The 12,019-nt window shown below is 66.8% G+C and carries 15 protein-coding genes; all 15 read left to right on the forward strand.

The genetic code is table 11. From position 1 onward, the window contains the following. The first annotated feature begins 180 nt into the window (after positions 1-180). The 15 genes from AT699_RS08965 (at position 181) to AT699_RS09030 (ending at position 12,019) form a co-directional block, all read left to right on the forward strand. Positions 181-774: a phage neck terminator protein gene (locus AT699_RS08965; protein WP_006388468.1), complete on the forward strand. Its 594-nt coding sequence runs from the start codon at positions 181-183 to the stop codon at positions 772-774. 10 nt (positions 775-784) lie between these two features. Next, positions 785-2,260: a DUF3383 domain-containing protein gene (locus AT699_RS08970; RefSeq protein WP_024068261.1), complete on the forward strand. Its 1,476-nt coding sequence runs from the start codon at positions 785-787 to the stop codon at positions 2,258-2,260. Positions 2,261-2,273: 13 nt separating this feature from the next. Further along, positions 2,274-2,714 carry a phage protein gene (locus tag AT699_RS08975; RefSeq protein ID WP_006388470.1) on the forward strand — a complete coding sequence of 147 codons (441 nt, stop codon included), beginning with the start codon at positions 2,274-2,276 and terminating at the stop codon, positions 2,712-2,714. Positions 2,715-2,717: 3 nt separating this feature from the next. Continuing rightward, positions 2,718-3,167 (forward strand): phage tail assembly chaperone, encoded by a 450-nt coding sequence (locus AT699_RS08980; protein WP_024068262.1) that lies wholly within the window; start codon positions 2,718-2,720, stop codon positions 3,165-3,167. Between the two features lie 98 nt (positions 3,168-3,265). Next, entirely contained in the window at positions 3,266-3,352 is an 87-nt protein-coding gene (locus tag AT699_RS32470) for a DUF6889 family protein (RefSeq protein WP_372493621.1), read from the forward strand. Beyond that, on the forward strand, positions 3,345-5,018 hold the full coding sequence (locus AT699_RS08985) for a hypothetical protein (protein WP_024068263.1): 1,674 nt from the start codon (positions 3,345-3,347) through the stop codon (positions 5,016-5,018). The genes AT699_RS32470 and AT699_RS08985 overlap by 8 nt, the downstream gene beginning before the upstream one ends. After that, positions 5,011-5,610, forward strand: a complete 600-nt coding sequence (locus AT699_RS08990) for a phage baseplate protein (RefSeq protein ID WP_049050997.1) — start codon at positions 5,011-5,013, stop codon at positions 5,608-5,610. The genes AT699_RS08985 and AT699_RS08990 overlap by 8 nt, the downstream gene beginning before the upstream one ends. Before the next feature lie 9 nt (positions 5,611-5,619). Then, on the forward strand, positions 5,620-5,919 hold the full coding sequence (locus AT699_RS08995; protein WP_006388474.1) for a phage baseplate plug family protein: 300 nt from the start codon (positions 5,620-5,622) through the stop codon (positions 5,917-5,919). A gap of 19 nt (positions 5,920-5,938) precedes the next feature. Continuing rightward, complete coding sequence (locus tag AT699_RS09000; protein WP_024068265.1) at positions 5,939-6,949, forward strand: phage protein; 1,011 nt, start codon at positions 5,939-5,941, stop codon at positions 6,947-6,949. A gap of 34 nt (positions 6,950-6,983) precedes the next feature. Continuing rightward, positions 6,984-7,727 (forward strand): Gp138 family membrane-puncturing spike protein, encoded by a 744-nt coding sequence (locus AT699_RS09005; RefSeq protein ID WP_024068266.1) that lies wholly within the window; start codon positions 6,984-6,986, stop codon positions 7,725-7,727. Between the two features lie 8 nt (positions 7,728-7,735). Beyond that, positions 7,736-8,089, forward strand: a complete 354-nt coding sequence (locus tag AT699_RS09010; RefSeq protein WP_020924456.1) for a hypothetical protein — start codon at positions 7,736-7,738, stop codon at positions 8,087-8,089. Further along, complete coding sequence (locus AT699_RS09015) at positions 8,086-9,267, forward strand: baseplate J/gp47 family protein (protein WP_024068267.1); 1,182 nt, start codon at positions 8,086-8,088, stop codon at positions 9,265-9,267. Before AT699_RS09010 ends, AT699_RS09015 begins: the two co-directional genes overlap by 4 nt. A gap of 1 nt (position 9,268) precedes the next feature. Then, positions 9,269-9,934, forward strand: a complete 666-nt coding sequence (locus AT699_RS09020) for a DUF2612 domain-containing protein (RefSeq protein ID WP_024068268.1) — start codon at positions 9,269-9,271, stop codon at positions 9,932-9,934. Positions 9,935-9,948: 14 nt separating this feature from the next. Continuing rightward, on the forward strand, positions 9,949-10,896 hold the full coding sequence (locus AT699_RS09025; protein WP_058207270.1) for a hypothetical protein: 948 nt from the start codon (positions 9,949-9,951) through the stop codon (positions 10,894-10,896). 772 nt (positions 10,897-11,668) lie between these two features. Further along, positions 11,669-12,019, forward strand: coding sequence for a hypothetical protein (locus AT699_RS09030; protein ID WP_024068270.1), 351 nt, complete (start codon positions 11,669-11,671; stop codon positions 12,017-12,019).

The raw sequence follows: 12,019 nt of genomic DNA on the forward strand, positions 1-12,019 counted from the left end.
CCCGGAACGGCTCGAGGCGGCAGCCCGGTGGGCGACAGCCGGAATCCGCCGCAACCCGGCCGCACGCATCACGCAACGCGGCATCGCGCCGATGGCGCGGCAAAGTCGGCGATCCGCCTCCAGGCAACTGGATTCCCCCGATCCGCCCTCGGGCACTTCAACACGACAAAGGAGCTACGCATGGCGAACAGTTCGGCCACCGGCGGCTACCTGGCGCCGATCGCCATTTCTCCGCCCCTGGAGGATGCCGAACTCGAGGCGCTGTTCCTGGGGTTCATCGCCGGCGTGTCCGGCTTGCCCCCGAACATGGTTCGTACGCACTGGCCCGCGGCCGGTGTGGAACCGCCCGCGCAAAGCGATACCTGGTGCCTGATGGACATCCGGGCGCAAACCGCGGACGCCGGCCCGGTCGTCGCTCACGACCCGGCCGGGGAAGGATCTGATTCATACGTCCGGCACGAAGACATCGAGGTGCTTTGCTCGATGTTCGGCCCGAACGCGTTGCGCCACGCGGCCTTGCTGCGCGATGGCGCCGCCGTGCCGCAGAACCGCGAACCCCTGCTCGCGCAGGGCATGGCGGTCGGCGGCGCGGGGCCGATCCTGGCCCGGCACGAGCTCGTGAATCAGCAGTGGATACGGCAGTTCGACATGACCTTGCATTTCAAGCGCCGGGTCACGCGCATCTATCCGGTCCTGAATCTCCTGTCGGCGCAGGTCACGACGCATGCCGCGTCGCTGTCGCCGACGGATCACATCAACCACCTTGCAGATTAAGGGATCTACCATGGCTAATGGATTGCCGGTATCACGCCTGATCAACGTCACGATCAACATGTCGCCGCTCGCGGCGCAGGGCGCGAGCCTGAACACCGCGCTGCTGCTGGGCGCCTCCGCCGTCATTGACACCGGCGAGCGCATGCGCTCCTATGGCGGCATCGACGCCGTCGCCGCCGACTTCGGCACCGCCGCGCCCGAATATCGCGCGGCCCTGCTGTATTTCCAGCAGACGCCCCAGCCCTCGCAGTTGTACATCGGCCGCTGGGCCAAGGGCGCGACCTCGGCCACGCTGCGCGGCGCGGTGTTGTCGGCCGCCGAGAAGCAGGTGTCGGCCTGGACCGCGGTGACCGCGGGCGCCTTCACGCTGTCGGTCGACGGCACCGCCAAGACGGTCAACGGCCTGGATTTCTCCGGCGCCACCAACCTGAACGGGGTCGCGTCGATCATCTCGACGGCACTGGCCTCCGCTTCCGTCACCTGGAACGGCTCGCAGTTCGTGGTGACTTCGAACACCTCCGGCGCGACCTCGACGCTGGGCTACGCCACGGCCGCGGGCACCGGCACCGACATCGCATCGATGCTGGGCCTGACCGCGGGCCAGGCCTCGACGCCCGTCGCCGGCATCGTCGCCGAAAAGCCGGTGGACGCCGTGTCGCTGTTCCTGGACCGCTTCGCCAACAAGTTCCTGGGCCTCGCGTTCGCCGATGCCGACATCACCGACGCGCAGCACCTGGCCGTGGCCGGCCTGATCGAGGCCGACCAGCGCCACCTGTACGGTGTGTCGACCCAGGCGCCGCAGGTGCTGGACCCGACCAACCACGAGGACATCGCCAGCCAGCTGAAGGCGCTGAAATACAAGTACTCGATCGTGCAGTTCTCCAGCGCCAGCCCGTATGCGGTCGCTTCGCTGCTGGGCCGCATGCTGACGGTGAACTTCAACGCCAACAACACCACCATCACGCTGATGTACAAGCAGGAGCCCGGCATCGTCGCCGAGACCCTGACCAGCAGCCAGGCCGACACGCTGGCGGCCAAGAACTGCAACGTGTTCGTCAACTACGACAACGACACGGCCATCATCCAGTACGGCGTGACGCCCAGCGGCATCTTCATCGACTCGGTCTACAACGCGATCTGGTTCCGCAACCGCGTCCAGACCGATGTCTACAACCTGCTGTACACCAGCCCCACCAAGGTGCCGCAGACCGACGCCGGCAACCAGCTGATCGCCTCGGTGATCGAGGCCGCGTGCGAGGCCGCCGTCAACAACGGCTACCTGGCGCCGGGTGTGTGGAACTCGGCCGGCTTCGGCGCCCTCAAGCAAGGCGACACGCTGGCCAAGGGCTACTACGTCTACGCGCCGGCGATCGCCACCCAGTCGCAGGCCGACCGCGAAGCGCGCAAGGCCGTTCCGTTCCAGGTCGCCGCCAAGGAAGCCGGCGCCATCCACACCGTCGACGTTCTGGTCACGGTCAACCGCTAAACAGGAGTAGCAGATGTCTACCTATTCGTTCGCTGATATCAGCGCCAGTCTCGTGGGCCCGGGCGGGGCGATTTCGCTGGGTTCCGGCTCCGGCGTGGCCGATGAAGGCATCGCCATCGCCGCCAAGGGCGAGAAAAGCGCCATGACGGTGGGCGCCGATGGCGAGGTCATGCACACGCTGCGTGCCGACAAGAGCGGCACCGTGACGCTGAGCTACCTGAAGACCTCGCCCGTCAACGCCCAGCTGCAGGCCCTGTACGACGCCCAGTCGCTGGACAGCCGCCTGTGGGGCAAGAACCTGATCACCATCACCAATCCGGCCACCGGCGACGTGACGGCGTGCCGCTCGTGCGCCTTCAGCAAGAAGCCCGACCTGACCTACAAGAAGGACGGCGACGTGGTGAAGTGGACCTTCGACGCCGCGAAGATCGACACGATCCTGGGAACCTACTAAGCCATGGCACAGGAACTCGATCTGAACGGCCACCGGTACTCCATCGGGAAACTGAGCGCCAAGCAACAGTTCCATGTGTCGCGCCGCATCGCTCCGATCGTTCCTACGCTGATCCCCGTGTTCGTCCGCCTCGCGGCGGGCGGGCGCGGGATCACCGAGGATCCGGGCGGCATGGCCGACGTGCTGCAACCGCTGGCCGATGGCCTGGCGGCGATGAAGGACGAGGACGCCGACTACGTGCTGGACACCTGCATGCAGGCGGTCCAGCGCCGGCAGGAACATGGCTGGACCGCCATCTGGTCGGCCGGCCAGCGCGTGCCGATGTTCCAGGACATCGACCTGTCGGTCATGTTGCCGCTGGCGCTGCGCGTCATCGTCGGGAGCCTCGGGCCTTTTATACAAGGGCTGCTTACCAGCCAGACCGGCAGCCCCGAGGCGACACAGGCTGGCTGAAGAGCCTGCCCGGTGGCGAGGATTGGCTGCTGGCGCCGGTCCTCGAGGGACTCTGCAAATACGAGTCCCTCAAGGACGGCACCCTGGACCTGGCCGACATCGCGCTCCTGAACGACGCGCTGTCGGTCCGGGCAGACAACAAGGCGGAAGCGTACCGCCGCCACATGGCGGAAAAAAATGGCTAACACAATTCTGTCCATCGACCTGTCGGGGTTGATGGGCCCATTCAAGATCGACAAGGACGACCTGAAGGACCTCAAGCAGGCAATCGGCGACTCGCGCAAGCAGAGCCTGGCCGACGCGCTCGCGGTGTTCGCGGGGCGGGCCAAGAGTGTCGTCGACTTTGCCGAAAACAAGATTGCCCAGTTCGAGCAAGGCTATTTCGCCGCCCGGCTGGGCGGCACCTCGGGCAGGGACATGCGGGCGCTGGAGACGGTCGCGCAGGACTTCGGCGTTTCCGTCGAAGCGATGCGCAACAGTACCCAAGCCTTGCATCGCAATGTGCGCGATGACCCCAGGGTTGCCGCGCTGCTGGAACAGCTGCATATCTCGCCGAGCGATGGCGCGGGTGGCCAGCGCAACACCGCCGACCTGGTGCTGGAACTGAGCGATGCGCTCAAGCGCATGGACCCCGGCCAGGCCGGGGAGACGGGCAGGAAACTGGTGGTGGATGCCGGCCTCGTGGAGGCCCTGCGCGATCCAGCGTTCGGGCAGCGCCTGTCGGTGCAGCGTGACGCCGAAGAAGGCAGCAGGATCGAGGCGGCCGGCGAGCGCGCCCATCAGCTGATGGCCACCATCCGCGCCTTGAGCGGCTCCGTCGACGCGATGTTCGCGCAGGCGCTGCTGACGATGGGCCCGCAATTGCAGCAGACGCTCGACGGCATTTCGGCCTGGTTCAAGGAGAACGGGCAGACCGCCGGCAAGCGGCTGGGCGAAGTCGGCAATTTCGTGTTGTCGATCATGTCGTTGCTGGGGCCGGTGGTCAGCCTGATCACCTGGCTCGACGGCGTGACGGGGGGGCTGAGTTCGCAGCTCCTGTTGCTGGTCGGCGGATTCCTGATGCTGGGCGGCGGTGGCGTCGTGGGAGCGCTGGCAGGCCTGGTCTCGCGACTGGGTGGCATGCGGTCGCTCATCGGCGGGCTGGGCTCCCAGCTGGCGTCGTTGCCAGGACGGATCGGCGGTTTCGTGAGCCGGGCCTGGACGGTGACCAGCAATTTCGTGGCTGGCGTGTTCGGCAGGATGACGTCGATGGGCCGCACCGCCGTGACCCAGATGGGCAATATGGCCGGCGCGGTCTGGTCCTGGATGGGCAATATGGCCGCGCGCGGCGGCGCGCTGGTGGTCGATGGCGTCAAGGCCGCGGGCCAGACCGCGTTGCAGTGGGGCAGATCGCTGTGGGAAGCCGCGGGCTCGTGGATCGGCCGCATCGCCGACGGCGCCAAGGCGGTGGTGCGCAGCGTGGCCAGCAGCCCCGCGGCCGTGGGCGCGGGACTGCTGTTGTACCCCAGGACCCTGGGCGACGGGACGTTGAAATCGCTGGAGGGGATGCCAGGCTTTCCGGCCGGACAGCCCGGCCCGGGCCTGAACCTGCCCGGGGGCGGCATCCGGCCCGAGCACATGGACGGCGCCCAGGTCGAGCCGTGGCGCGATTACCGCTCCGGCTTCGCCACGGGCGAAACGGCGGCCAGCGTGCTGGCCGCGCCCGCGCCCGCATCGGTTTCCATCAACGCCACCACGAATATCCACGTCAATGGGACGAACGATCCCCATGCGACCGGAGAAGCCGTGGCCAATCAACAGAGCCGGGTCAATGCCGACCTGACGCGCAACCTGCAGGGATCCTATGGCTGACTTGAACATCGCGGGCGCCGACATGGTCGGCCTGCTGTCGAAGAAAATCGGCGACATCGTGGTGGAGGCGACGCTCAGCGAGTCGCATGAGGACACGCTCAAGATCACCAGCCACCCGGTGGAGTCGGGCCCCTATGGCAAATCGGCGATCAGCGACCATGCCTTCAAGCAGCCGCTGACGCTGACCTTGAAGTGCGCGTGGAGCAACGCCTCGTATGAGGCGCTGGCCGGCGCGCGGGCCAAGGACGTGGCCAATGGCAAGGCCGCGGCCGACGACTACGCGACCGCCATCTACTCGCAGCTGCTCAGCCTGCAGGAATCGCGCGAGCCGGTGACCGTGGTCACCAGCCGGCGGCGCTACAGCGACATGTTGATCGAGAAGCTCTCGGTCGAGACCAACAAAGACAGCTTCGGCGCCGTGTTCGCGACGGTGACGCTGCGCGAAGTGGTGGTGGTACAGACGCGCAGCACCTCGCTGCCCCCGTACGCGGGCCAGAAGGAAAAAGAGAAGACCGCGGACAAGCAGAACCTGGGCGTGAAGACGCCCCGGCCCGTGGCGGCGCCCAACGGCGGGTCGCTGCACTGGAACTAGGAGATACGCATGAACTACTTCGAGATACCCGTGTCGCCGATTCCGCAGGTGTTCGCGATTTCGCTGGGCGGCGACGACTATCGGCTGACATTGCAATACCGCGACGGCTGGATCCTGGACGTGGCCGACGATCTGGGCCGGCCGCTGGTATGCGGCGTTCCGTTGGTGGCCGGCCTGAACCTGTTGGGCCAGTACCGCCACCTCGGTTTCACCGGCGGGCTGCGGGTGACGGGGGCGGAATCGCCGGACGACGCGCCGACGTTCACCGACCTGGGCCGCGGCGCCCGGCTTTATTGGGTGGCGGACTGACATGGCCGGGACGACCACAATGGAACCCATCGCCGTGTACGGCGATCCGGTGGACGACGACAAGGGCGTGCGCCAGTGGGGCAGGAAAGTGTCGTTGATCGTCGGCGACGAGGAAGCGCTGGATCTGTCGGCGCTCAGTTTCAGCTTCGCGATCAAGCGCAATGATGCCAAGACGCCCAACACCGCCACCATCAAGGTGATGAATGCCAGTCGCGAGACGGCCAGCATGGTGCAGCGCGAATTCACCCGGGTCGTGCTGCAGGCCGGCTACGAGGGCAACTACGGCGTGATCTTCCACGGCAACGTGGTGCGGGCCAGGTGGGGCGGATCGGGCGACACCGAGACGGTGCTGGAGATCACGGCGGCCGATGGCGACAAGGCCTACAACTTCGCGGTGGTCAATGCGACCGTGCCCAAGGGCTCCACCCGCGCCGACAAGGTGCGGTTGCTGTGCTCGGCCATGAACCTGTATGGCGTCAGGCAGGGCTACGTGCCCGACCTGGGCGGCAAGACCGCCATCCGCGGAGCCGTGATGTCCGGCATGGTGCGCGACCACATGCAGGACGTCTGTGACGGCGCGAACACGCTGTGGAGCATCCAGGACGGCAAAGTCGTGATCGTTCCCGAGACCGCCTACGTGCCGGGCTCGGTGCCCGTCATCTCGCACGACACCGGCCTGGTCGGCATGCCCGAACAGGCAGAGAAGGGCATCAAGGTGCGCATGTTGCTCAACCCCAGCATCCGCGTGGGCGGGCTGGTCAACCTGGACAACAGCCGCATCGCCGAGTACGGCTACGAGGGGCGCGCCCAGGGCAAGGACGCGACAGAAATCGATCGCGGCGAACAGCGCCGCATCAGCGGCGACGGCTACTACTACGTCATGGAAGTCGAGCATCGCGGGCATACCCGCGACAACGACTGGTACACGGAGATCCTGTGCCTGGCCACCGATGCGACGCTGTTCCCGGGCGACCTGGGACGGGCAGGGGCGGAGGGCGCCGCGGCCAGGCCGGCCGACGTCGTCAAGTAACGGCCCGCGCGGCTTCATTTCAGCAGGATGATTCATGAACCGACTAGAGAATTTGAACGACCCGCAAGCCGCGATCGGCGCGGCGCTGCGCGGCGCGCTGGCGCAGACCTGGACCGCCATGCCGGCCATCATCGGCGCGTTCGACCCGGTGGCCATGACGTGCACCGCGCAACCGGCCATCCGCGCGCGCGTCACCACGCCCGAGGGAACGCAGCGCAGCATGACGTTGCCGCTGCTGGTGGATTGCCCCGTGTACTTTCCCGCGGGGGGCAATTGCACGCTGACTTTCCCGGTGAAGCCCGGGGACGAATGCCTGGTGGTGTTCGCGTCGCGCTGCATCGATGCCTGGTGGCAATCGGGCCAGGTCCAGGACCAGGCGGAAGTGCGGATGCATGACCTGTCCGACGGCTTTGTCTATGTGGGCGTGCGGTCGCAGCCGCGGGTGCTGCCCGCGGTCAGCACTCACACGACCCAGTTGCGCAGCGACGACGGCTCGACGTTCCTGGAGCTGGATCCGGCCGCGGGCAAGGTGAGGATCGTGGCGCCGGGCGGCTTCGACGTGGTCGCGCCGACGTCCGAGTTCTCCGGACAGGTGCTGGTCAACGGCCTGCTGAGCTATCTGGCCGGCCTGGTCGGCAGCGGCGGCCAGGGCAATACCGCCCAGATCACCGGCGTGTTGAACGTGATCGGCCAGATCCTGGCCAATGGAAAACGGGTGGACGACACGCACACCCACATCGCCCAAGGGGCCAACGCGGTGACCACACCGCCCAATTGAGGACTCCCATGCGTTACCGAAAACTGGACGCCGACGGCGACTATTCATTCGGCTCGTCACGGGCCGATTTCCATCGCGACACGGCCGCGACCGTGGCTCAGGCCGTCAAGACGCGGCTGATGCTGGCGCGCGGTGAATGGTTCCTCGACGTCACCGAAGGCATGCCCTGGCGCGGCGAGGTGCTGGGCAAGCAGTCCAGGGCCAGCTACGACTGGGCCATCCGCCAGCGCATCCTGGGCACGGCCGGCGTGACCGGTCTGGCCGGGTATTCGAGCCGGCTCGATCCGCAAACCCGCGGCCTGAGCGTTACGGCATCCATCTCAACCCTTTACGGCACGGCCACTGTGCAGGCGGCATTATGACGATTCCATCCACGGCCCCGGTCATCGACGCCGCGGGCATACGCGCGCCGAGTTACGGCGAGGTGCTGCAGTATTTCAAGGAGCAGTACCGCGGCATCTACGGCGCGGACACCTATCTGGAGGCGGACAGCCAGGACGGCCAGTTGCTGGCCCTGTTCGCCCTGGCCATCCACGAGGCCAACACGGCGGCGATCAATGTGTACAACGCGTTCTCGCCCGCCACCGCCGCCAATGCGGCGCTGTCCAGCAACGTCAAGATCAACGGCCTGGCGCGCGGCGTGGCGACGCGCTCTGCGGTGGACCTGCGCATCGTCGGGCAGGGCGGCGTCACCATCGTCGATGGCGTGGCGACCGATGCCAATCGCGGCCGCTGGCAATTGCCGTCCAGCGTCACCATCCCGCCTGGCGGCGAGATCACCGTCACCGCGCTTAGCCAGACGCTGGGCGCGGTGACGGCGCCGGCCGGCAGCGTCAACCAGATCGGCACGCCGACGCTGGGCTGGCAGTCCGTCACCAATCCGGCGGCCGCGACCCCCGGCGCGCCGGTCGAGAGCGATGCCGCTTTGCGGGTGCGGCAGGCCATCTCGGTGGCCCTGCCATCGCGCAGCGTGCTGGAGGGCACCATCGGCGCGGTGGCGTCGGTGCCCGGGGTATTGCGCCATGCCGCCTTCGAGAACGACGCCGCGGTGGTCGACGCCCACGGGCTGCCGCCGCACAGCATCGCCCTGGTGGTCGACGGCGGCGACGCGGCCTCGATCGCGCAAGCCATCGCCGCCAAGAAGACGCCCGGCACGGGCACGCACGGCACCACCGCGGTGGTGGTGACGGACATCTACGGCATCGCGCATCGCATCCGCTTTTTCCGGCCCACCCTCGTGCCGCTCTCGGTGCAGGTGCAGATGCGGGCGCTGCCCGGGTACACCACGGCCATCGGGCAAGCGGTGCAGCGCGCGGTTGCCGACTACATCAATGGGGTCGCGATCGGCGGCGGCGCCAGCGCCTCGGTGGAATGGGCCGACGCTATCTCGGCCGCGAACGGCGTGGCGGGCAATGGCACGTTCAAGATCACGGGCCTGGCGCTGCGCGGCCCGGCCGGCGATGGCGCGCCGGATGTGCCGCTGGCCTTCAACGAAGCCGCCGCCGCGACGCCCGACGACGTGAAACTCACGGTGAGCTGACATGGCCAATACGGACGACTACATCGCGCGGCTGTCGGCCTGGCACCGCGGCAAGCCCAGGTTCGTTGCCACCGTGACCGCCCTGTGCGGCGCGGCGGCCAGCCTGCGTGAGTTGTACGGCGGCATGCCGGCGGCTTTCGACCTGGACCTGGCGGTCGGGGCGCAGCTGGATGCCGTGGGGCGCTGGGTGGGGCTGGACCGGAAGGTCCGCACGCCGATCGCCAACGTGTATTTCTCGCACGACACCGACGGCCTGGGTTTCGACCAAGGGGTATGGCAGGGACCGTTCGATCCGGACAGCGGCCTGACCGCGCTGGACGACGACACCTATCGCCTGCTGCTGCGCGCCAAGATCGGCGCCAACCACTGGGACGGCACGCTGGAGACGTCGGCCGCCATCCTGGAGCGCATCTTCGGCGGCGGCACCCACGTGTTCATCCAGGACAACGGCGACATGTCGGTCGACATCGGCGTCGCCGGCACGCCGCCGTCGGCGCTGTTCCTGGCGCTCCTGACGGGCGGATACATCCCGCTCAAGCCGGAGGGCGTGCGCATCAGTTACTACGTCATCCCCTCGAACGAGGGGCCCCTGTTCGGTTTTGACGTTCAGAACCATTACATCTCGGGGTTCGACAGCGGACTCTGGGGTTCGCTTTTCGCAGGTTGAATAAGGACAATTCCGTGGCTATCAATCAAATTCTTCCCTTCGGCACCGTGCCCGGCGCCAACGTGCTCGATCCCGCCGACTACCAGGCCCTGGCTGCCCGGCTGGGCGGCTTCTCGGCCGGCACGGCCAAATCCAAGGAACTCAACACCGTCTGGCGCCAGGCGTCCTTCGTGGCCGCCATGATCGGCCAGTACATCGCCGACAAGACGGGCCAGGACGTACTGGACGACGGCGACCTGGCGGCGCTGCAGGCCCGCTTCGTGGCGGCGCTGGCGGCGTCGCCGGCGCTGACCGGGACCCCGACCGCACCGACGCCGGCGGCGGGGGACAAGAGCGCCCGTATCGCCACGACCGCGTTCGTGGCGGGGAATTTCCCCAGGATCTACTCGATCAATGCGCTGCCGACTCAGGATGTCGGTCCCATCATCGTCGCGGAATGCGCCGAAGTGTGGAACTGGGTGACCGGACAGTATTTCACCGGCTACCGCTCGCCGCTTTGCGGCCGCCCGTTGGACGGCCATACCAACCTGCCGCTGGCCAGCGAGGTCGACGCCACCGGCGGTTTGCTGTCGAAGACGGACTACGCCGCGCTATGGGGTTACGCGCAGGAGCAGGGGTTGGTGAAAACCGAGGCCGTGTGGTCGGCAAACCGCGGCAGCCATTGGTTTTCGGACTATTCGGCGACACAGTTCCGGGTGCCGGATCTGCGCGATATGTTCCGTCGGTTTACCGGAACTGACGCTGACACTGCAAATGCGAGAGCGATGGCTAGCCGGCAGGCCGGAGCAATCGCCAGCCACTCTCACGCAATCCCAAACGAAACTTGGGACGCGTTCAGCGGTTCCTCTGCAATGGGTGTTGGGGGTAAGTCAGGCACGGTCATAGGACGGGGAACGACGAACACTGGAGGCAAGGAAACGCGGCCTACCAACGTCGCTTTCTATCCCCGGATTCACGCTTGATTTCAGACATGAATCCGTGGGTGATAGGCAATATTCATCGGTCGTGTTTCTGGGCCGCCTGACAGTCCCGTGGTGCCGGAGCCATAAAGCGCGTAAGAACTCTGGCCTGGCCCTAACGAGCCTTCTCCTACGCCCACGGCCAAGCTTGTGTGGAGGTGGCTTTGGACTTGCTGCGGCTGGCGCGTCGCTAGCGTTCTCGCATTTGCAGTGGGACGGACGGTCAGGCATGAATACGGGGGAGGTAGGCAGTGTTCAGGCTCCGATTCTCAGTTCCGCCCGCTGCGCTTACCCCTTGGTTGCTATCCCTCGTGACATATTCCGATTCCGATCCGTTCGCGTTGAAGGGCCAATAGTTGTTCCCTCCATTAACTGCGCGCATGGTCGAGCCGAGGCCGCCGCCAGACCGCTGCATGATTAGCGTATGAACGTGCGCTTTCATTGCATCCGCCTGGCGCGTGCCCAGCACCCGCGCATTTGCAGTGACGACGACGTCATACGTGCAGGCGCGGATGATAGGCAACGTTGGCAGGCCTCACCCGGGCCACGTTGCCAGACGTTGGGACGCCTGCTGTTCCCGGCGCGCTGGCGATCTTCATACCGGCCATTGGCACCGCCGGTTCCAGTCCCCAATCTGCGACGCCGGTCGTCGAGTAGTCAGCGATCGAGGAAAGGCCCGTCGGGCCGCCGTTCACTGCAATGCTGCTTCCCTGCTGTTTGGATCCCAGCACCCGCGCATTTGCAGTGCAAATTTCATTCCGAAGGAGAAAACAATATGCAAAAAGCAGTATTCCAGACCGACAACGACGGCCTTTACCTGTATCAGTCGACCGCAAACGAACTGGCCTTGACGCCGGGCACATTCAACATCCCCTACGGCGCATACGAGGACGCGCCGCCGGCGCCTCCGGCCGGAAAATGGCCCCGGCGCCTGGGCGATGCCTGGGCCATGGTCGATGACTATCGCACCACGCCGCTGTGGGTGGTGGAGACGGGAGCGCCGTATTCGATCGGCGCGCAGCATGACGGCACGATCGGCAAGGTCAGCTATCCGGGCTGGGGGGAATTGCCGGCCTGGCTGACCGCGGTGGAACCGCCGCGCCCGGTTGAAAGCGCTGCCGCGTAG

It is taken from the genome of Achromobacter xylosoxidans (assembly GCF_001457475.1).
GTDB classification, from domain to species: Bacteria; Pseudomonadota; Gammaproteobacteria; order Burkholderiales; family Burkholderiaceae_B; genus Achromobacter; species Achromobacter xylosoxidans.

Coding starts and splice junctions, on each gene's coding strand:
- AT699_RS08965 (WP_006388468.1), top strand. CDS start 181: ATGGCGAACAGTTCGGCCACCGGCGGCTACCTGGCGCCGATCGCCATT.
- AT699_RS08970 (WP_024068261.1), top strand. CDS start 785: ATGGCTAATGGATTGCCGGTATCACGCCTGATCAACGTCACGATCAAC.
- AT699_RS08975 (WP_006388470.1), top strand. CDS start 2,274: ATGTCTACCTATTCGTTCGCTGATATCAGCGCCAGTCTCGTGGGCCCG.
- AT699_RS08980 (WP_024068262.1), top strand. CDS start 2,718: ATGGCACAGGAACTCGATCTGAACGGCCACCGGTACTCCATCGGGAAA.
- AT699_RS08985 (WP_024068263.1), top strand. CDS start 3,345: ATGGCTAACACAATTCTGTCCATCGACCTGTCGGGGTTGATGGGCCCA.
- AT699_RS08990 (WP_049050997.1), top strand. CDS start 5,011: ATGGCTGACTTGAACATCGCGGGCGCCGACATGGTCGGCCTGCTGTCG.
- AT699_RS08995 (WP_006388474.1), top strand. CDS start 5,620: ATGAACTACTTCGAGATACCCGTGTCGCCGATTCCGCAGGTGTTCGCG.
- AT699_RS09000 (WP_024068265.1), top strand. CDS start 5,939: ATGGAACCCATCGCCGTGTACGGCGATCCGGTGGACGACGACAAGGGC.
- AT699_RS09005 (WP_024068266.1), top strand. CDS start 6,984: ATGAACCGACTAGAGAATTTGAACGACCCGCAAGCCGCGATCGGCGCG.
- AT699_RS09010 (WP_020924456.1), top strand. CDS start 7,736: ATGCGTTACCGAAAACTGGACGCCGACGGCGACTATTCATTCGGCTCG.
- AT699_RS09015 (WP_024068267.1), top strand. CDS start 8,086: ATGACGATTCCATCCACGGCCCCGGTCATCGACGCCGCGGGCATACGC.
- AT699_RS09020 (WP_024068268.1), top strand. CDS start 9,269: ATGGCCAATACGGACGACTACATCGCGCGGCTGTCGGCCTGGCACCGC.
- AT699_RS09030 (WP_024068270.1), top strand. CDS start 11,669: ATGCAAAAAGCAGTATTCCAGACCGACAACGACGGCCTTTACCTGTAT.